Raw genomic sequence first — 19,289 nt, forward strand, 5'->3', positions numbered from 1 at the left:
TGTGCTGAGGGGTGCCGTCCTGCTCGGCCTCTTCCTGTCACAAGCGATCGGAGTGGCTCAGTCCGCTGAACCGACAGCTGCCGGGCTCTTCAATCTCTACCGGCAGGGTCAGTTCGAGGCGTTCACGGCACAACTGGCACGCGTCCGGGACTTTGGCATTCTTCGAAAACAGATCGCCCGCGAGGGCGTGGCCTGGCCGCCCGAGGCGAAGGCGGCCTTTCTTCTCGAAACCGCCGACGCTGCGCTTCAGCACAAGGCACTGACGGCCCGGACCGGGCCCGAAGTTGAACTGTTTGAAGACGCCTGCAAGGCTGTCAGACAGCTTCCGCCTCAGGGACAGTTTGAAGCAGCGTGGCAGGGCATGGCGCTTTCGGTGCTCTCCGCGCGTTACGCGTCAGTCATCTCCGTCGGCGATCATCTGAAGCATATTCGCGGGCGATTCGATGAAGGTCGCATGGCCCTGATCCGGGCGATGCCCGGCGAACGCACCTCCTGGCGTGAGGCCACGCAAGTGCAACCGACAATGACCGGTCCCGCAGACAACGACATGTGGTTCACCCAACGCAGCAGGATGGGCCGCGCGAGCATGCGCGACGCGGTGAAGCTGTTTGAGGCCGCGCGCCAACACGAGTCCGTCCGTGCCGAGGCGACGCTGCGCCAGGCTGCGCTTCTCTCGACCTGGGACCAGCATGGCGAAGCGTTGTCGCTTCTCGCCACCGTCGAGACCATGTCGGACGACCCCTGGCTGCGCTACATGACCGCGTTGGTCTCGGGTCGGAGCCTCGAAGCCGCAGGTCGCATCGGCGATGCTCAGCTCGCGTACCGAACCGCAGTGAGCCTGCAGGCCAATGGCAAGGCTGCAAAATTGGCCCTTGCGTCCATGGTGTTTGCCACTGGCGGACGCGAGGAGGCCGACCGTCTCGTTGCCGAGGCGTTGTCCGAACGCGCGGGCCCGCCAGATCCGTGGAAAGAGTTTCTCCTTGGTGACTTCCGATTTCTGGAAGTGCGCCGGACGGCGATGCGGGGGCAGCTGCGATGAGGCGCGCGTGTGCGTTCGTGGCGGCGGTCACCGCGCTCTCAGGGATGGCCCTGCACGGGCAGGTCGTATTTCGCTCCAACGCCGACGAAGTGCTCGTGGATGTGTCCGTGATGCGAGGCAGGTCGCCGGTCACTGGCCTGTCGGCGGCCGACTTCGTGGTCACGGACAATGGAGTTCGCCAGGCCATCCGGGACGTCAGGACGAATTCGGGGGACATAGACGTGACGCTGGTGATCCAGCGCGAGGCGGTCCTCTCTACGCTCCTCACCGATACGCAAGGCCAGTTTGCAGGAATCCGCAGTCAAGCGGCTGAGAGTTCGATCGACGCTGCCAACGTACAGGTTCGCCGGTTGATACAGCCGGCAGATGCACTTCGAATCCTGACCGCCGACGGCGAGGTCATGCTGGGGGCAGAGCCGCAACCGAGGTCCGGCCGTTCGTCGATCCTCGATGGCCTCACGGCGGCCATGATGCTCAAGCCGACGGCAGTTGGGCGGCGGCAGTTGATCATCGGCCTCACAGGCGGCACTGACGACCGCAGCTTCGTCCCCGAACGGAGCCGCTTGAATGTCGCGCTGCGTACCGACACCGTCGTGCACATCGTCGCCCTGGGCTCCGGCATGCTTTCTTACCTGTTGCCCAACGGTGAGAGGGGTGGGGTACGGTATGGCGTCGGTGTGGCCGCCGCACCGCTCAAGCCCATCGCAGAGGCAACGGGTGGCCGGTTGTATCAGGTCGATCCCGGCGCCAATGTGGAGAAGATGCTCGGACCCGCGCTCGAGGAATTCAGAACGCGTTACCTTCTTCGTTACGTGCCAACCGGCGTCGCCAGGGATGGCTGGCACGACATCGTCGTCACCGTGCCGTCAGGTTCGTTCGAGATCCGGCATCGCCGTGGGTACGAGGTCACAAAGCCACGCCCTGCCGTGTGACTAGAACTTCCAGACGAAGTTCACGATCGGAAACGCGAACGCCTCGCCGGTGCTGAGGGGCGTGAGCAGACCAATGTCGGCCGATAGTGATTCGCCGAGGAAGCGCACGCCGCCTGAGATCACGGCGTCGCCGCCAATGAAATAGTTTTCGGTGATGAACTTGATTCGGCGGCTCAGGCGTCGTTCGGCGCCGATCATCAGCATCGCGGTCCCGGTGTTGTCTTCCCCGTACACTTCGTACGCCCAACCCGCTCCCACTGTCACCGCATCGTTGCGCGAGCCGAATGTGCCCGCGGCGTAGGCGATACCGAAGTTGCCGTCGCCGACGTTCAGGAAGTGCAAGGCCCCGACAGCGACGCTGGCACCATCTCCTTCGTACAGCTGGAACTTTGGAGTGAACCAGAATGGGTGCTCCCCGCCACCAAAGAACAGCGGCGTGCCGCCGCCGATCGACAACCGGTCGGTGATGCCCACCTGGACGAAGGGCATGACGGCTTCGTAGATTCCGAAGTAGGATTCGCCCCTTTTCAGGGAGCGGCCCGTGGGCCCAAAAAACAGCCGGGTTGGATTCGGATCCTCCCTGAAGAACTCCTTCCCGACCAGCGCCCCCTTACCCGCGGTGATCGACGCGATGTTGGCCCTTGCCAATTCGATGATGGCCCCGCCTGGTGTCCGCAGGATCACCCGATCGGGCGTGTCGAGCTGCAGGTATCCGTAATACCGCGCTCCGTCCGTCGTCTTCACCTCGTAGATCTGAAGATCGGCTGCCGCAGGTGGGGATTGCTGGGCAAAAACCGGCGCCGCGCCGGCGATCCCAAAAACTAGAACAAGGACCGTTCCAACGAACGTGCTGTGCAGGAGCCGCATAGGGGGCCTCCAAGCCGGCCGCCCGATGGCCGATACGTCAAGCCTAACAGCGATTCCCTGGACCCGCCTCCGCGAGGCAAGCCCTGGACCCGCCTACGCCAAGGCTACGGCGAGGCAAGCTCTGGACCCTGGACTCTGGACCCTGGACTCTATTGCCCCCAGGGTGCCGGCGGAACCGGCACTGGCGTGGTCAGGTCGAACTCCACTCGAAACCGGCGACCGGGGCGCGTGAGTTCGTACGCAAACATCTTTCCAGGCTCGATCTCCATGGCCCAGACGTTGGTGTTTGATACGGCGCGATTCTCCCGGGTGAACAGGGCCTTCGAAAAGTCATCCACCGGGAACTCCTGGCGGGTCGCGGTGCCTGGCGAGGTCGAGTCGCCGCCATACATCGAGACCGTATCCGGCGTCCCGTCCTGATGGCGGTGGTCGTGTTTGAGCCGCAGGCGGTCAGTCACCAGCGTCAACACCCACGTGCGAGAACGGTCTTCGCCAACGTGAAACGGCACCAGCACCTGTTCTGCTGAGTTGCACGTCCGCACGTGCATGACCAGCGCCTTGCCTTCGAATGGGTCATCGGGCGCAGCGGGCTCATTCGCGACCACCCGTCCCGCATATGCCTGACCACACATGGCGGCCACGGACGTCAGGAAGCTGGCGGCCGGGGACGCTGCCGCTGGCGCGCCGCGGTCGGCGCAGGCAACAGACGCGACAAGTAATGAGCCAATGAGCCAACGGGGCAATGAGGCAATGCCTGAAAATGAGCTCGGAGGCGAATAGGTTCGACCCATCCTATTCGCCTCCGAGCTCATTTTCAGTGCTCACCGAATCCCCGAGACATCAAGCGTGTACATCCCACGCCCGTACGTCGAGATGACGAGCACGTGATCCACAGGGTGATACTGCAAGTCCGACACCTGCGTGGACGGCAAGTTGCCGCCGAGCACTTCCCACTTCGCGCCACCGTTGGTGGACACAAACACACCGAAGTCCGTGCCAACGAACAACACGTTCGCGTTGGTCGGATGTTCGCGGATGACGTTCACCGGGCCAGCGGGGATGTTGTTCACAATGCTCGTAAACGTCCGGCCGTGGTCTGTGGACTTGTAGATATACGCCGCGAAGTCGTCGTCTTCACGACCGCGCTGCACCACGTAAACCGTTCCCTCGGCATAGCGAGAGGGCACCAGTCCCGCGAACCACTTCCTCACCGGCAACTTGCTCGTGAGTTCGGTCCACTCCTTGCCGCTGTCAATCGTCGTATGCAGCCGTCCATCGTCGCTCCCCACGTATGAGGCCGGCCTTTCGTGGCGATTCGGCGAGGGCAACGATGGTCTGGTAGGGGATGGCGTTGGAATTCTTGATGAGCATCTCCGCGGCGTTGTTGTTCGTGAGGTCCGGGCTCATGATCTCCCACTTGTCGCCGCGACTTGTGGACTTGTAGACCGACTGGTAGCCCGCATAGATGATCGTGTTGTCGTGCGGCGAGATGATGATCGGCGCCATCCACTGCGCGCGCAGTTCCGCGTCTGGCGGATTCTCAGGCTGAATGTTCGTCACCCGTTGCGGACCCTGAGGCGCAGGCGGCTGAGCGGGTGTGGCTGCACCGGCGCCACGACCTCGCCCTCGTGCGGCGGCAGCCACGCCGAGGTCCGTGCGGCTGAAGTTGCCGTAAAAGCCGTGGGTGTAGACGATGTTCGGGTTGGTCGGGTCGATGGAGTGGTTCGAGCCTTCACCGCCGGGCGCGCCTTCCCACGCCACGGCCGGGATGGCGCCGCGGCCTTTGGATACGTCAACGAGCCCGCGACGACTGCCATGGTCCTGAATCGAGCCGTAGGCCCACGACGAGGGACGCGTGGTGTCGAGCGACACGTTGTAGAACTGCGCGCCTGCGGCCGACACGGCAAACACCCAGGTCTTGCCGCCGTCGACCGAGTGATACACGCCGCCGTCGTTGGAGTTGTAGAGCTTGAGCGGATCCTTCGGATCGATCCAGAGACCGTGGTGGTCTCCGTGCACACCGCCCGTAGAACTGCCATCAACGTTGCTGACGGAGGCGCCGGTGGCGTTGCTGAACGTCTTTCCGCCATCGATCGACCGGTTCATGCCCAGCCCCAGCGTGTAGATGGTGTTCTCGTTGACGGGATCCACCCGAATCTGGCCAAACACCCATCCGTACGTGCCTGAGTGCTGAATCATGAAGTTGTTGTTTTCACTGACCTTACGCCAGGTCGCGCCCTTGTCGTCGGTGCGGTAGATCTCGGCGGCTTTGATCCGGCCGTTCGTGATCGCGCGTCCATAGGCATCGCGCTCGTTGGCCTGCGGTCCGCGGCCTTCTTCGTAGTTGTCCACGAAGGCATAAAGGACATTGGGGTTCGATCGCGCGATGTCGATGCCGATGCGGCCGCGGAACTGCGGCGCCGGCAGACCCTGGCTCATGTCCTGCCACGTCCGGCCACCGTCAGTGGACTTGACCACGCCGCCCTCGTTGTAGCCGGGCTCCACGCGCGGGTCACTCCACTTGCGACGGATGCGCTGCCACATGGCCGCGTACAACACGTTCGGGTCAGTCGGATCCATCACCAGATCGATCGCGCCCGTGCGCGGGCTCTTGTAGTGCACCTTGGTCCAGTTGCGTCCGCCGTCGGTGGTCTTGAATACACCGCGCATCGCGTTGTCAGTCAACTCGTGGCCTGACGCCGCCACGCACACGATGTCCGGATTGGTGGGATGCACGATGATGCGCGAAATGGTCTGCGTGTCGGCCAGCCCCATGTGCGTGAACGTCTTGCCGGCATCTGTGGACTTGTAGATGCCCACGCCAGCCATGGAGGCTCGGAAGATGTTGGCTTCGCCTGTGCCGACCCAGACGATGTTCGGGTTTGAGGGGGCGACTTCGACATCGCCGATGCTCGTGGACGCCTCATGTTCAAAGACGGCGCGCCACGATTTGCCGTGATCCTCGCTCTTCCAGACGCCGCTGGTGGCGTAGGCCGCGTAAATGTGCCGCTGGCCCGCGACGTCCACCACCGCCACGTCCGTGGAGCGGCCGCTGATGTTCGTGGGGCCCAGCGACTGCCAGGTGGCGCTCCGGTACGGGGAGGCCTGGCGCATCGACTGATAGGTGCCCCAGGCCTTCAGAAGACCGTCCGCATCCATACGCGCCGGGGCCTGAGCCCATGGCGTTGCGATTCCCGCCGCGGTGACGAACGCGGCTCCAGCCAGCACACTACCAATCAGAAAACGACGCATGGGTGTCCTCACCTAAATCTCGTAATATTACCGGGCGATGTCGCGCCCGCCCGTCTACCTTGACTATCACGCCACGACGCCCGTGGACCCGCGGGTCCTCGAGGTCATGCTGCCTTACTTTACCGAAGTCTTCGGTAATCCCGCATCTTCAAGCCACCAGTGGGGCTGGAAGGCCCAGGAGGCTGTGGAAGAGGCCCGGCGGCGTGTCGCGGCCCTCATCGGGGGCACCGCGCGCGAGATTACGTTCACGAGCGGCGCGACCGAATCCAATAATTTCGCCATCAAGGGCGTGGCGGCGTCGGCTCCGGAAGGCCGCCGGCACATGGTGTGTTCCGCCATCGAGCACAAGTCTGTGCTCGAGGGCTGCAAGAGCCTCGAGAAACAGGGCTGGACGTGCACCGTGGTGCCCGTGGGACCGGACGGACGGCTCGACCTGAATGCGCTGGCCGATGCCGTGACAGATGCCACCGCGCTCGTCAGTGTCATGGCTGCCAACAACGAAGTGGGCGTGTTGCAGCCCATGGCCGAGATCGCGGCCATCACCCACGCGAAGGGCGCGCTCTTCCACACGGACGCCGCGCAGGCCGTCGGGAAAGTGCCCGTGGATGTGCAGGCGGCTCAGGTGGACTTGCTCTCGCTCACCGGGCACAAGATGTACGGCCCGAAGGGCTGTGGCGCACTCTACATCCGTCGCCGCACCGAACTGGCGCCGCTCATCATCGGGGGCGGCCAGGAGCGCGGCATGCGGTCCGGCACCCTCAACGTCCCCGGCATCGTCGGCCTGGGGTATGCCTGCCTTATCGACAAGCGGGACATGCCGGTGGAAAGCGCGAGGCTCACCGGACTGCGCAACCGCCTGCTGGACGGTTTGCGCACACAGATTGGCGGGGTCACGGTGAGCGGGTCGATGGAACATCGCCTGCCGCACAACCTGCACGTCGGGTTTGAGGGCGTGGATGGGTCGTCGCTGATGATTGGCATCTCCGACATCGCAGTCTCTTCCGGCTCGGCCTGCAGCTCGGCCTCGGCCACCCCATCACACGTGCTGCTGGCGCTGTTTGGACCTGACCATGTGCCATCGGCTACGATCAGGTTTGGGCTCGGTCGCCACACGACCGACGCCGACATCGACTACGCCATCGAAAAATTCGCGGCTGTGGTCAGGCGCTTGCGCGAGGCTGAATGAAGATCACCGTTGCACACAGTCCGGATTCCGATGACGCGTTCATGTTTTTTGGTTTGGCCAGCGGCGCCGTGCAGGTGCCGGGCATCGAGGTAGACCAGGTTCTCTCGGACATCGAAACCTTGAACCGGGCCGCGTTCGAGGGCAAATACGAAGTGACCGCCGTGTCCTTCCATGCCTACGCGCACCTGCTCGACAAATACGCGCTCCTGCCGCACGGCTCAAGCATGGGCGACAACTACGGCCCCATCCTGGTCTCCACCAGGCCGCTGCCGTCGGATTCGCTGAAGGGCGTCAAGGTGGGCGTGCCTGGACTGCTGACCACGGCGTTCCTCGCCCTGAAAATGTACGACCCCGACTTCGACTATGAGGTCATTCCCTTCGATGAAATCCAGCAGGCCGTGCTCGAGGGCCGCGTGGACGCCGGGTTGCTCATCCATGAGGGCCAGCTCACGTATCAGGCCGAAGGGTTCCGGAAGATTGTGGATCTGGGCGAGTGGTGGTTTGAACGTACGGGCGGGTTGCCTCTGCCGCTTGGCGGCAACATCATCCGTCGCGACATGGGACCCGAATTGATGCGGACCGTGTCGACGATGCTGCACGACAGCATTGCGTATGCGCTCAACAATCGAGAGGCGGGCGTGGAGTACGCGCAGCAGTTCGGTCGCGGCCTTGACCAGAAAGACACCGACACGTTCGTGGGCATGTACGTCAACGCCCTCACGCTCGACTACGGCAGCAGGGGCCGCGCGGCCCTGGAACGCTTCTTCGACGAGGCGTTCGAAAAGGGACTGATCCCGAATCGCGTGCCGGTCGAGTTCGTCTGAATCTGCCGGGTCTGAAGACCCGGCCTCCGAACATCACACTTCTTGACGAGCCAACGGATCCTCCGTTGCCTCCGTCTATACATATGCTTCACAATGTGAACCATATGCTGGGTGAATTTGAACAAGCCGTCCTGTTTGCGTTGGTCCGCCTTGGGCCCGAGGCCTACGGCGCCACCATCCGGCGCGAGATTGAGCAGCGCACCGGCCGCGCGTTGTCCATCAGCGCCACTTACGTGACCCTTGAGCGCCTCGAAGCCAAGGGCTTCCTGCGTTCGTGGGTGGGGGAGCCGACCGCAGAGCGGGGCGGACGCCGGCGCAAACACTACGCGTTAAAACCTGCCGGGCGCAAGGCTCTGGCCCAGGCGTATCGCTCATTCAAGGTCCTCGTCGAGGGCCTCGAGGACCAGTTCGAGACCTCATGACACAGCCGCCGCCGGGCCCTCGTGTGCGGCCACCCCGCGTGGCGCGCTGGCTGGCGGGGCTGCGCGTGCCGCCGGCGGAACGGGAGTTCGCGCTCGGCGATCTCGAAGAGGAGTTTGCCGGGACGGCGCTCCAACACGGCAGCCACGCCGCACGGCGGCGCTACTGGCGCGCGGCGTTTCAATCGTCGGCCGCGGCCCCCCCCCCCCCCCCCCCCCCGGCGGGGGGGGGGGGGGGGGGCGGCGCGCGCCGGGGGGGGGCCGCCCCCGGGGGCGGGGGGGCGGGGGGGGGGGGGGGGGGGGGGGGGCGCCCCGGGGGGCACAATCGTTCGAGTCCATGGCGGCCTTCTACCAGCGCACCAGCCAGCTCAATCTGACCGGCTTCGGGAGGACCGAGCAGGTGTCGTTGGCGAGCGTGACACCGGAGTTCTTTGCGCTCCTCGGAATTCGCCCCGTTCTCGGGAGCCTGCAAGCGCCGGTAGGCACCACGGCCGGCAACGTCATTATCCTGAACGAACGAACCTGGCGCACGCGGTTCGGTTCCGATCCCGCGATCATCGGCCAGACGATGAGATTCGACGGGGTGCCGTATGAGGTGCTGGGCATCGCGCCCGCGTCCGCCGGGCTCGGCACTGTGGATGCCGATGGGTGGCAGTTGCGCACCATCGATACCAGCAATCGCATGCGCGGCGCATACTTCCTGGGGATCGTGGCGCGGCTGAAGCCGCACGTCACCCTTGAGCAGGCCAACCAGGAACTGGCGGCCATCATGGCTCGCGCCGCCATCGAGTTCCCGCAGTTCAACCGGACACTGAGCGCGCGGGCAGACCTCTACCGCGATGAAGTGGCGGGCCCGGTGCGGCCCAACATGATCCTGCTGTTGGCCAGCGCGGCCATGGTCCTGCTGATTGCCACCATCAACCTGACCGGACTCCAGCGCGCACGCGATCTCGAGCGCACGCGTGAGCAGGAGGTTCGCAGGGCGCTTGGCGCATCACGCTGGCACCTGGGTCGCCATGCGTTGGCCGAGGCGCTGACGCTTGCGGCCGTCGGTGGTGTGCTGGGACGTTTATTGCCGTGGGCATTGTGGCGGCTCTGGTGGCCGTGGCGCCGTCTTTTGGCTGGCAGCAACAGTTGCCCACATCAACGGGCGTGGTGGCCGCGTTTACCGTGTTGCTCACGTGCCTGGCCGGCGCGGCGATTGGCACGTGGCCTGCGTGGCAGGCCTCTCGCCACGCATCGGGTTCGATGTGGTCGGGCCGTACGATGACGCTGAATCGGGTGCAGGCGCGCATGCGGTCGGGCGTGGTCGCGACGCAAGTGGCGCTCACCGCCGTGCTGCTGGTGGTGGCGGCACTTGTCGCCGTCAGCCAGCGCAATGTCCTGGCGCTTGAGACGGGATTCGAGCCCGGGTTCACTCGGGTGGCCGACCTGAACGTGCCCACCGGCCGCTACGGCTCGGTGCGCGAGCTGACCCAGTTCTTCGACACGCTGACCACACGCTTCAAAGCCTTGCCCGGCGTCACCGATGCCTGCGTTGCCAACGAGATTCCGCTCGATCGTCCGCCCGGCAGCATGACGTATGTCGCGGAAGGCACCGAGCGGCTGGTCTCGGCCTGGCCCAACACCATTTCGCCCGCGTGTGTGGACGTGTTGCGCCTGCGGCTCCTGGCTGGTCGCCGCGTCACCAATGACGAACCCATCCCTTCGGTGATGGTCAGCGCGAGCATGGCCAACGCGCTGTTTCCCGATGGACGCAATCCCATTGGGCAGCGGGTGCATTTTGGTGTGCCCACCGCCTACCTCCTCACCATCGTCGGCGTGCTGGCGGATATTCGTGACGGATCCCTGGAGACGTCACACGGCCGGCAGGTGTGGATGCCACAGTCACTCGGCCACTTTCCACCTGCGCGCATCCTGGTGCGTTACGCCGCACCAGGCGCGGTGGATGACGCTGCTCTTCGTGCCGTTGTGAACGATCTGGCGCCCGATCTGGCGCTGGCCAGGCCGAGGGCGCTGGCTGATGTCGTGTTGCGCGCCACGGCGAACCGCCGATTCGTGTTGTTCCTGCTGTCTGGCTTTGCCGCAGTCGCGGTCTTGTTGTGCGCGATTGGCCTCTATGGCGTCCTGGCGCACTCGGTGGGCCAACGGACCCAGGAAATTGGGATCCGCATGGCCCTGGGCGCGAGGCCGGGCCAGGTGTTGCGTCTGGTGCTCGCGCAAGTGTCTGTGGCCGCAGGTGCGGGTCTGATCGTGGGTCTGCTCGGTGCGCGAGCGTTATCCGACACCGTGCGGTCGCTGCTGTACGGAATCGCCGTCACCGAGCCGCGGGTCTACGTGGGTGTCGGCGTCGCGGTACTGATGATGGCCGCGCTTGCGGCGTGGTCGCCCACCCGCCGCGCGGTCAGAATCGATCCCAAGACCGCGATGCGGGCCGACTAGCGGAGATGCCGGGTCTGAAGACCCGGCCTCCGAAGGGCTTCCCGAAGGAGGCCGCCATCCGGAAGGAGGCCGGGTCTTCAGACCCGGCTACACGCATGTCGAAACCGCTCTACTGAGTGCGGTCGTAGACGCGCTTGATCTCGACCTTGGCCATGCGCACCATGATGTTTGAGGTCTCGACCGTCACCACGAGCTGCTTGCCGTCGGCGCTGACGGTGTAGTCCTCAACGACCTTCAGTGATTCCTTCGTCTCCATCTCGCGGCGAAGCACCTTGCCGTTCCACTTCACCTTGATGTCCACGGGGCCCGCCGGGGTCGTCATCACGGACTTCTTGTTGTCCGTCATGTACTTGAACATCTGCCCCTTGGCCGGGTCCGGATCGTAGGCGAGTATCACATCTTTGGCCGTGGCCTGGATGCCCAGCAGGGGTGGCGCCGTACGGAACATCTTCAGGTGCGCGTTGAAGCGCTGCAGTTCTTCCGGACCCAAATCGCCGCCGGGCGCCGGACCCTGGCCGGGCGAAGCAAAGTTGCCGCCGCGGCCACCGCCACGACTGCCTCGGGCGCCTGCGCCGTCGGGACCATTCGGGTTGATGCTCTCGTCCATGTTCAGCTTCCATCCGCCCGAGAGTGCGGCGGCCGGATCGGCAGCCTGGGCAAACACTGACGTGTGGTGTGCGAGCAGCGATAACGCAAGGGCGGTGATGACAAGTTTCAAACGCATGATCTGACTCCCAAAACGCGATGCTACACCGAAAGGCCGCCTATTGCCGAATGGCGTTGGAGATCGTTTGCACGGCGTGCCCCACGCGGGGGCCAGGAATGGTCAGGGAGTCGTCGGTGAGGAATCGGACGCGGCCATTTCTGGCTGCGGGCACTCGCACCGCCTGCCACGTCGCCGCCTCTCGAGCCAGTCGTTCCGCCGACCAGCCTTCCGAGGCTCGCAGTTCGATCACCACCTCCGGCGCGCGCGACAGTAACTGTTCCAGTGAAAGCTGCAAGCCTTCGCGTTTCACGTCGGCCATCACGTTCACACCGCCGGCGGCTTCGAGCATGTCGTGCAGAAAGCCCACGCCTCCGCTGACGTAAAGGCCGCGCATCGACCCTTCCTCACGTCCAAAGACGAGCAACGTCTTCGGCCGTGCGTCGCTGCCTGCGCGCATTCGAACCGTCCGGATCTGGCCATCGATCTCATCCGCCAGGCGGTTGGCCTCGCTGGCATGTCCGGTGCGTTCACCGAGCTCACGGATGGTCCGTGTGATATCCGACAGGCCCCCATGGCGGTACCTGAACATCGGTACGCGCACGCGTTCGAGACGGCCGATCAGCTCGTCCTGAGAGCCGTATACGATCGCCAGGTCAGGCCGCAGTGTCAGGATGGCTTCGAAGTTCGGGTCAAACAGCCCTCCGACCTTCGTGCGCGTTGTTGCCTCCTTCGGAAACGTATCGAACGTTGACACGCCCACCACCTGCGGTCCGGCGCCGATCGCAAACAACATCTCGGTGACCGCAGGAATCAGGCTCACGATGCGCGCCGGCTTCGTCTGCGCTGACAAGGCGGCGACCAGCGTGATGACGAGCAGCACCACTGCCGGACCCTGGACCCTGGACCCTGGACCCTGGACCGTCATGTCTTCCTCCTGATGAGCATCCACAGAAAGAACGGCCCCCCGATGAGCGCCGTGATGATGCCCACGGGCAACTCGAGCGGAGCCATGACGATGCGTGACACGACGTCACACACCACAAGAAACGCGGCGCCGAAGAAGAACGATGCCGGCAGCACCAGGCGATGGTCGGCGCCTACGACGAGCCGCACGAGGTGCGGCACGATGATGCCGACAAAGCCGATGGGCCCGCCGATGGACACGGCTGCGCCCGTGGCGAGCGAGCCGGAAAAAAAGGCCACGCGCTGCGCCCGCCGAACGTCCACGCCACGCGTGGCCGCGGCATCAGCGCCAAGGCTCAGGAGGTTGAGCGGCCGCGCGAGCCACACGAATCCGCCGAGCGCAACCAGCACCAACGGAAGGGCGCCGAGGATGGGGCCGTAGCCCGCGACGTCGAGGTCGCCCATCAGCCACCGCAACGCACGAAACGTCTCGGTGAAGTCGCTCAGGTACTGGACAAACAGAATCAACGCGGAGAAGAACGAGTTCATCGTCACGCCGGCCAGCAGGAGCACTGTGGTGGACAGGCCCGAGTGACGCGCGGTGGCCAGGGCGTAGACCACCATCACGGCGAGGACGGCGCCGGCCAGGCTCGCGCCGGTCACACCAATCACCGGCAGCATGCTGCCGAACGTAATCGCCGTCATGGCGCCAAACGACGCGCCCGCGGAGATCCCCAGCGTGTAGGGCGTGGCGAGCGGATTGCGCAGCAGGCCCTGAAACACCACACCCGCGGCAGCCAGTGTGCCTCCGACAATCGCCGCGGCGAGGGATCGGGGCAGGCGGGCCAGAAAGAATATTTGCGCGTCGACGTTATCTGCGAACGGCAGCGACATCGAGAAGACGCGGCCAAATTGGAGCGGCGTCTGGCCAATGAACGGCGCAATCGCGACCGCTATGACAGCGGCACCCGCGCTGGCCAGCACCCAGGGCACGCCGCGGCGCAGGGGGGACGTCACGCATGCACCCGGGGAAGCAGCGGACCTGCCAACTCACGCGAAATGCCATAAACCGTCGAGAGCATTTCTACGGTCAGCACTTCCACCGGCGGCCCCTGCGCCACCACCCGGCCCTCAGACAGCAGCACGACGGTATCGCACAGCGTTGAGGCGAAGTGCAGGTCGTGCGTGGATAGCACGACCGTCAGTGGAATGCCGGCAGCCAGAGATGATGCGTGTAGCCGGCCCACGAGCGCCGCCACTTCCACTTGGTACCGAAGGTCGAGGGCCGCGGTCGGTTCATCGAGAAGCAACAGCGGAGACGTGCGGTCATCCGGCGAATTGCGGCGATCGAGCTGCGACAGGGCCGAAGCGATGATGACGCGCTGTTTTTCGCCGCCGCTCAGCGTCTCGTACGTGCGGTGCGCCAGATGCAACGTGCCCGTCGCCTCGAGCGCAGCCTCGGCGGCCGCCAGGTCGGCTGGCCCCTCCACCTCGAACGAACCAAGGTGTGGGAATCGGCCCATCAGTGCCACTTCCATCACCGTGTAGTCGAAGGCCAGGTGCGTGTCTTGCGGCACCACGGCCACCCGGCGCGCCACCGCGCGCCGATCCAGGCGCGAAATGTCTTGCTCGTCCAGGGTGACTCGTCCCGACTGCGGCTTCAGCGTCCCGGCCAGCACGCGCAGCAGCGTGGTCTTGCCAGATCCGTTCGGACCGAGCACCCCGACGAGCGCCCCTTGCGGCACATCGACCGACACGCGATCGAGGACGCGTTGCGCGCCGAAGGCGACGGTGAGGTCGGAGGCCCTGAGCATCTCAGAACCGCAGGCGGACGCCCGCGTGAATGGTCCGCCGCCAGGCTGGATACCCGAGCGGCTCCATGTATGCCGCGTCGGTCAAATTCTCCACTCGCACGTAGGCCGTCGCTTCGGAGGTGACGCGAAGGTGCGCCTGCGCCCGCCACAGCCAGAGCGCGTCTGCCGTGGTCATCGCGGGTACGAGCGCCGAAAAATCGCTGTCGCTCCGCTCGCCCAGGAACGTGCCGCTCAGGTCCAGCGACACGCGACCGCGATCCCAAAACGCCTGCACCTGACCGGCGTGCCGAGGCCGTCGAAGCGCCCAGTTGCCGGCGGCCAGCACCTCGCTGAATTCAGACGACGAGTCGATGATCTCCGAGTCGGTGAACGTGTGGCTGGCCAGGACCCGCAGCCCATCCATTGGCACAATCTCAGCGATCAGCTCGGTACCGCGCGCGCGCGTCCGGCCCATATTGAAGTACTGCGCCAGGTACGGAGAGAAGCTGAGCGTGCGGGTGGAGATTTGCCGGTCAAACCGGTTGTTGAACCAGACAGCCTCAAGTTTGACGCGGTCGCCAAAGAGCCGCTGCTCGACGCCGGCATCGATCGTCCGCGAGGTTTCGGCTTCCAGTTCCTGGTTGCCGAGATCGAACGGCGAGAGGCTGAATGACTGGCGCATGGTCGGCTCCTTCACGCCTCGGCCTGCGTTGCCTTTGAGCTTCGTGGCGCCGACCACACCGTTGCCGGTGCGAAGAAATATTGCAGCCGACACCCGTGGTGCCACGGCCGTGCCGAAGTGCCCGTTCCGCTCGACCCGCACGCCGGTAGTCAGCGCAAACCAGCGACTGATGTGCTGGTGCTGCACGGTGGCGCCCACGTTGTTGCGCCGCGGCGACAAACGGCTGCCTTCAAGGCGATCGGTCAGCGTTCCGCGCTCTCCATCCCAATCAATGGCCAGCGTCAGGAACTCTGAGCCCGCCAGCGCACCGGCGTGGGCGAACCGAAGGTCGGCTTGATAACCGGCCTGATGACGCGTGAATCTGGATGCCGTGTCGAACGTGAAATCGTAGAACTCAAACGGGGACACGCGGTCGCGATACGACGGTGTGTAAGGGGCATCAAACGAGAGGTTGGTTGACCCCTGCTCGGATTGCGCCAGCGCGTAGGTCAGGCGATGCGAAAACACGGGCGTGGCCTGATGTTCAAACGAAACGCCGCCCACCAGATGTGATTGCGTAAAAGACGCGTCCAGGTCAGGACGGCCAAACGCCGTCTGTCCTGGCGTGCCCACCCGGCTGTCTTCATAACGGCCGACCAGCCGCACCGCGACCCCCGCACCCACCGTCGTCCCGGCCGTCATCGAAATGGTGGTGGAGCCGAAGTGATTATTTGGCTCGCGATTGTCCGTTTCGGATCGGCCACCGTGGAGGGAGTAATCCCATCGCGCTGTGCCGCCCGAGAGCGTCGCCGACCCGCGCAGGGTGCCAAGGCTGCCGCCGCTGAACTCACCCGAAAGCGCCGGCCGACTGCCCAGGCGTCCGCGCGCCGATACCAGGTGCAGCACGCCGGCCATGGCGTCCGATCCGAAAAGTGCTGAGTGCGCCCCGCGCACGAATTCGACGCGGTCGAGGTGGCCCGTGGAGAGTCCGCCGAAGTTGAACGTGCCGCCAGGCTCGTTGAGGGCAATGCCGTCGAGCAGCACCTTGGTGTAGTTGTTCTCGCCGCCGCGTACAAAGAGCGACGCCAGATTTCCGCGGCCGCCGTTCTGTACGACCACCGCGCCGGGCGCCTGCCGCAGCAGGTCGCCGACAAGCGCATCGCCTCGCCGTTCGATCGCGTCGCGGTCGAAGACCGTCACGCTCGCCCCGACCTGGCTGGTTGGAACCGCGCTGCGCGTGGCGGTGACCACCACCGACTCGCGGATTGGCGCAAGCGAGAGCACCAACAGGGCGTTCGTGCCGGCCTCGAGCGCGACCGTGGCCGCATTAAAGCCGGCCAGCGATGTCGTGGCTCTGCAGTTCTGGCACGGCACCGCGAACACAAACACACCGGCCGCGTCGGTGAGCGTCGTGGCCATCGTGGTGTCGTCCGCGCGCACGAGCGACACGGGCACCCTGGCCAAAGCAGCGCCAGAGGCATCCGTCACCGTCCCGCGCAGTGGAATTTGAGCTAAGGCAAGGGTCGGCCAAAGCAAAAGACAGACGAATAGAAAACGGGCCACATGGTTCCTTCTCCGGCGTGATACGCGCCGGTCTGATGCGCACAATGCGCATCAGCAAAAGGACGAGCCCGTGACCAGGTATCCTGACTTGCGGATCATCACCAGCGTTCGCGTCTTCCCAGACCGTGCAGCGCATGCTGCACGTAGCTCGACCTGTTCTTCAAGGCCGAGGTTTCCAGTGACGGTCGAGGTTCCCGTGGTGAAACGACGGGCCCTCAATCAAATAGAACGCTGACTCCCCGCTGACAGTGGCGTCACCGTGTGGGATTTGCACCCACTTCCCAGTGGTCGCCGGGCAAGCGTCGGTTGTCGGTCTCGACTATACCATGCGAAAATAATCGCTTGGCTCCATGGGAAACACGATAAGCACGATAAGCATGATGCGCAGTTCAGTTGTGACCGTCCGCTCGGAACCCGTCGCCCAGATGACTTCGGTCTCGGGGCCTCTCCATGTGCGGGCGGAAATGTTGACGGTGGCCACCGACAAGACCCTGCAGGTGCTGGACCTGACAGACTCGATCAGCGCGCGCGTCAAGGCCCTGGGAGTGCGTGAGGGAACGGCCACACTCGTCTCGCTCCACACCACCTGTTCGGTGTTTACCAACGAGAGTCAGCAGGCGCTGCGCGAAGACATGGAGCAGTTCCTGCAACACGTGGTGGACCCAGCGACACCGTGGCTGCACAACGACCCTGAGCACTCCGACTGCGACCGGATGAACGCCGGCGCGCATTTGCGCGCCCTGTTGCTGGGCCATAGCGTGACCATGCAGATCAGCGGCGGCGAACTGGTGCTGGGGCAGTGGCAGCGCGTGTTGGTGGCAGAGCTCGACGGCCCACGCTCGCGGTCATTGCGGCTGCAGGTCATGGGCGTGGCCTAGTCACAAGGCACATGGTGCAGGCACGACTCTCCACATTGGGGTTGGCGGACATCGCCGCAAAGCTCGACAGCGGCGAGCGCTTGTCGCTTGACGACGGCGTGAGGCTGTTTGCGTGTCCCGATCTCCATGCGCTTGGCTGGCTGGCCAACCGCGAACGCGAGAAGCGTCACGGCGGGCACACGTTCTACAACTACAACCTGCGACTGGAAGCCACCAACGTGTGTGTGGCCACCTGCCTGTTCTGTTCATTCTCTCGGCTGAAGCCCGGCGACGCGCAGGCCTACACACTGACGCTCGATCAGGTGCTGGACAAATTGCGCCAGCGCGCTCATCAACCGCTGACCGAAGTGCATGTCGTCAACGGCCTGCACCCCGATCTGCCGTTTGAGTACTATCTCGACCTTCTCCGTGGTCTGAAGGCCATACGGCCCGGCATTCACCTGAAGTGTTTCACCGCCGTGGAGATCGCGTTTTTCTCGGAGCTCTACAAAATGAGCGATGAGGAAGTGCTTCGGCAGTTGATGGCGGCGGGCCTCGACTCACTGCCCGGTGGTGGCGCCGAAGTGTTCTCGGAGCGTGTGCGCCGCAAGATTTGTCACGACAAGGCCGACGCCGATCGCTATCTGTCCATCCATCGCATCGCCCACGGCCTGGGCATGCGCTCGAATGTGACGATGCTCTACGGGCATATTGAGACGATGGAGGAGCGCGTGGATCACATGTTGCGCGCGCGCGCCCTCCAGGACGAAACCGGTGGGTTCCAGGCGTTTATCCCCCTGGCATTTCACCCCGACAACAACCAGATGGAAAAACTGCCCGCGCCGTCCGCAAGCGACACGCTGCGCGTACACGCGGTCTCTCGGTTGATGCTCGACAACTTCCCGCACATCAAGGCGTTCTGGATTGCCACGGGTGTGGACGTGGCGCAAATTTCGCTGTGGTACGGCGTGGACGACCTGGACGGCACCGTGCAGGAAGAGAAGATTTACCACATGGCCGGTGCTCGCACGCCTGAGATTCTGACCACGCAGCGCATTCGTGCGCTCATTCGCAACGCCGGCCGGTTGCCGGTGGAGCGCGACACGCTCTACAACGTCGTCACCCCTCCGGATGCCGCGTAGTGCACACCGGCGCGGCCCCGTGCCTTGATAGAATCCGACCACACCACTCACGAAGGAGTTTGATACATGGCTCATGAACTGGCACCACTTCCGTATGCGTTCGACGCCCTTGAACCCCACATCGATGCGCAGACGATGCAGATTCACCACGGCAAGCATCACGCTGCGTACGTCACGAACCTGAACGCAGCCGTCGACAAGCACCCGGAGCTGGCGGGCAAGAGCGCCGACGATTTGATCAAAAACCTGGCTGCGGTCCCTGAGGACATTCGCACCGCGGTGCGCAACAACGGCGGCGGCCACGTCAACCACACGATGTTCTGGCAGATCATGGGCCCCGGCGCGGGTGGCGCGCCCACGGGCAAACTCGCGGACGCGATCAACGGCGCCTTCGGCAACTTCGATACGTTCAAGGACTTGATCCAGAAAGCCGGCGCCACACGGTTCGGCAGCGGCTGGGCCTGGCTCGTGGAAGCCAACGGCAAACTGGCCGTCGAGAGCACGGCGAACCAGGACAACCCGATGATGGACGGCAAACGCGCCATCATGGGTGTGGACGTGTGGGAACACGCCTACTACCTCAAGTACCAGAACCGCCGGCCCGACTACCTCGCCGCCTGGTGGAACGTCGTTAACTGGAACGAAGTGGCCAAGCGGCTCTGACGGCGTTCACATGGAGGCGTGAAGGCATGAAGGAACGTCT

Annotated in this window: 18 protein-coding genes and 1 riboswitch; of the genes, 9 read left to right on the forward strand and 9 right to left on the reverse strand. The window is 64.6% G+C overall.

The window, feature by feature from the left end:
- The first annotated feature begins 1 nt into the window (after position 1).
- Positions 2-1,039 (forward strand): hypothetical protein, encoded by a 1,038-nt coding sequence (locus IPL75_04625; protein MBK9239546.1) that lies wholly within the window; start codon positions 2-4, stop codon positions 1,037-1,039.
- Positions 1,036-1,971, forward strand: coding sequence for a hypothetical protein (locus IPL75_04630; protein MBK9239547.1), 936 nt, complete (start codon positions 1,036-1,038; stop codon positions 1,969-1,971). The genes IPL75_04625 and IPL75_04630 overlap by 4 nt, the downstream gene beginning before the upstream one ends.
- On the opposite strand, the gene IPL75_04635 is transcribed toward IPL75_04630, so the two are convergent.
- The 4 genes from IPL75_04635 to IPL75_04650 form a co-directional block, all read right to left on the reverse strand.
- Positions 1,972-2,838 (reverse strand): hypothetical protein, encoded by an 867-nt coding sequence (locus IPL75_04635; protein MBK9239548.1) that lies wholly within the window; start codon positions 2,836-2,838, stop codon positions 1,972-1,974.
- Positions 2,839-2,987: 149 nt separating this feature from the next.
- The gene (locus IPL75_04640) at positions 2,988-3,443 is read right to left on the reverse strand and encodes a hypothetical protein (protein MBK9239549.1); all 456 of its coding nucleotides are present in this window, start codon (positions 3,441-3,443) and stop codon (positions 2,988-2,990) included.
- Positions 3,444-3,659: 216 nt separating this feature from the next.
- Positions 3,660-4,127 carry a hypothetical protein gene (locus tag IPL75_04645; GenBank protein MBK9239550.1) on the reverse strand — a complete coding sequence of 156 codons (468 nt, stop codon included), beginning with the start codon at positions 4,125-4,127 and terminating at the stop codon, positions 3,660-3,662.
- Positions 4,090-6,090 carry a hypothetical protein gene (locus IPL75_04650; protein ID MBK9239551.1) on the reverse strand — a complete coding sequence of 667 codons (2,001 nt, stop codon included), beginning with the start codon at positions 6,088-6,090 and terminating at the stop codon, positions 4,090-4,092. The genes IPL75_04645 and IPL75_04650 overlap by 38 nt, the downstream gene beginning before the upstream one ends.
- A gap of 37 nt (positions 6,091-6,127) precedes the next feature.
- Between IPL75_04650 and IPL75_04655 the strand changes: the two genes are divergently transcribed.
- The 4 genes from IPL75_04655 to IPL75_04670 all read left to right on the forward strand — a co-directional run bounded on the left by IPL75_04655 (position 6,128) and on the right by IPL75_04670 (position 10,961).
- Positions 6,128-7,276 (forward strand): cysteine desulfurase, encoded by a 1,149-nt coding sequence (locus IPL75_04655; protein ID MBK9239552.1) that lies wholly within the window; start codon positions 6,128-6,130, stop codon positions 7,274-7,276.
- Positions 7,273-8,100, forward strand: a complete 828-nt coding sequence (locus IPL75_04660; GenBank protein MBK9239553.1) for an ABC transporter substrate-binding protein — start codon at positions 7,273-7,275, stop codon at positions 8,098-8,100. Before IPL75_04655 ends, IPL75_04660 begins: the two co-directional genes overlap by 4 nt.
- Positions 8,101-8,183: 83 nt before the next feature.
- Positions 8,184-8,522: a helix-turn-helix transcriptional regulator gene (locus IPL75_04665; protein ID MBK9239554.1), complete on the forward strand. Its 339-nt coding sequence runs from the start codon at positions 8,184-8,186 to the stop codon at positions 8,520-8,522.
- Positions 8,523-9,653: 1,131 nt separating this feature from the next.
- Entirely contained in the window at positions 9,654-10,961 is a 1,308-nt protein-coding gene (locus IPL75_04670; GenBank protein MBK9239555.1) for an FtsX-like permease family protein, read from the forward strand.
- A gap of 109 nt (positions 10,962-11,070) precedes the next feature.
- Here the strand turns inward: IPL75_04670 and IPL75_04675 are convergent, their stop codons facing one another.
- From IPL75_04675 to IPL75_04695, 5 genes are all read right to left on the reverse strand, one after another.
- Positions 11,071-11,685, reverse strand: a complete 615-nt coding sequence (locus tag IPL75_04675; GenBank protein ID MBK9239556.1) for a hypothetical protein — start codon at positions 11,683-11,685, stop codon at positions 11,071-11,073.
- A gap of 40 nt (positions 11,686-11,725) precedes the next feature.
- On the reverse strand, positions 11,726-12,592 hold the full coding sequence (locus IPL75_04680) for an ABC transporter substrate-binding protein (protein ID MBK9239557.1): 867 nt from the start codon (positions 12,590-12,592) through the stop codon (positions 11,726-11,728).
- Positions 12,589-13,515, reverse strand: coding sequence for an iron ABC transporter permease (locus tag IPL75_04685; protein MBK9239558.1), 927 nt, complete (start codon positions 13,513-13,515; stop codon positions 12,589-12,591). Before IPL75_04685 ends, IPL75_04680 begins: the two co-directional genes overlap by 4 nt.
- A gap of 68 nt (positions 13,516-13,583) precedes the next feature.
- Positions 13,584-14,384 (reverse strand): ABC transporter ATP-binding protein, encoded by an 801-nt coding sequence (locus IPL75_04690; GenBank protein MBK9239559.1) that lies wholly within the window; start codon positions 14,382-14,384, stop codon positions 13,584-13,586.
- Between the two features lies 1 nt (position 14,385).
- On the reverse strand, positions 14,386-16,512 hold the full coding sequence (locus IPL75_04695; protein ID MBK9239560.1) for a TonB-dependent receptor: 2,127 nt from the start codon (positions 16,510-16,512) through the stop codon (positions 14,386-14,388).
- Positions 16,513-16,642: 130 nt separating this feature from the next.
- Positions 16,643-16,906: riboswitch (cobalamin riboswitch) on the reverse strand.
- Between the two features lie 58 nt (positions 16,907-16,964).
- Between IPL75_04695 and IPL75_04700 the strand changes: the two genes are divergently transcribed.
- From IPL75_04700 to IPL75_04710, 3 genes are all read left to right on the forward strand, one after another.
- Positions 16,965-17,465 (forward strand): YjbQ family protein, encoded by a 501-nt coding sequence (locus IPL75_04700; GenBank protein ID MBK9239561.1) that lies wholly within the window; start codon positions 16,965-16,967, stop codon positions 17,463-17,465.
- 11 nt (positions 17,466-17,476) lie between these two features.
- Complete coding sequence (mqnE, locus tag IPL75_04705) at positions 17,477-18,586, forward strand: aminofutalosine synthase MqnE (protein MBK9239562.1); 1,110 nt, start codon at positions 17,477-17,479, stop codon at positions 18,584-18,586.
- A 66-nt stretch (positions 18,587-18,652) separates the two neighbouring features.
- Positions 18,653-19,249 carry a superoxide dismutase gene (locus tag IPL75_04710; GenBank protein ID MBK9239563.1) on the forward strand — a complete coding sequence of 199 codons (597 nt, stop codon included), beginning with the start codon at positions 18,653-18,655 and terminating at the stop codon, positions 19,247-19,249.
- The last annotated feature ends 40 nt before the right edge of the window (positions 19,250-19,289 follow it).

Source organism: Acidobacteriota bacterium (assembly GCA_016716905.1).
GTDB lineage: Bacteria > Acidobacteriota > Vicinamibacteria > Vicinamibacterales > SCN-69-37 > SYFT01.

Coding starts and splice junctions, on each gene's coding strand:
- IPL75_04690 (MBK9239559.1), bottom strand. CDS start 14,384: ATGCTCAGGGCCTCCGACCTCACCGTCGCCTTCGGCGCGCAACGCGTC.
- IPL75_04665 (MBK9239554.1), top strand. CDS start 8,184: ATGCTTCACAATGTGAACCATATGCTGGGTGAATTTGAACAAGCCGTC.
- mqnE (MBK9239562.1), top strand. CDS start 17,477: ATGGTGCAGGCACGACTCTCCACATTGGGGTTGGCGGACATCGCCGCA.
- IPL75_04630 (MBK9239547.1), top strand. CDS start 1,036: ATGAGGCGCGCGTGTGCGTTCGTGGCGGCGGTCACCGCGCTCTCAGGG.
- IPL75_04655 (MBK9239552.1), top strand. CDS start 6,128: ATGTCGCGCCCGCCCGTCTACCTTGACTATCACGCCACGACGCCCGTG.
- IPL75_04635 (MBK9239548.1), bottom strand. CDS start 2,838: ATGCGGCTCCTGCACAGCACGTTCGTTGGAACGGTCCTTGTTCTAGTT.
- IPL75_04680 (MBK9239557.1), bottom strand. CDS start 12,592: ATGACGGTCCAGGGTCCAGGGTCCAGGGTCCAGGGTCCGGCAGTGGTG.
- IPL75_04660 (MBK9239553.1), top strand. CDS start 7,273: ATGAAGATCACCGTTGCACACAGTCCGGATTCCGATGACGCGTTCATG.
- IPL75_04675 (MBK9239556.1), bottom strand. CDS start 11,685: ATGCGTTTGAAACTTGTCATCACCGCCCTTGCGTTATCGCTGCTCGCA.
- IPL75_04710 (MBK9239563.1), top strand. CDS start 18,653: ATGGCTCATGAACTGGCACCACTTCCGTATGCGTTCGACGCCCTTGAA.
- IPL75_04700 (MBK9239561.1), top strand. CDS start 16,965: ATGATGCGCAGTTCAGTTGTGACCGTCCGCTCGGAACCCGTCGCCCAG.
- IPL75_04650 (MBK9239551.1), bottom strand. CDS start 6,090: ATGCGTCGTTTTCTGATTGGTAGTGTGCTGGCTGGAGCCGCGTTCGTC.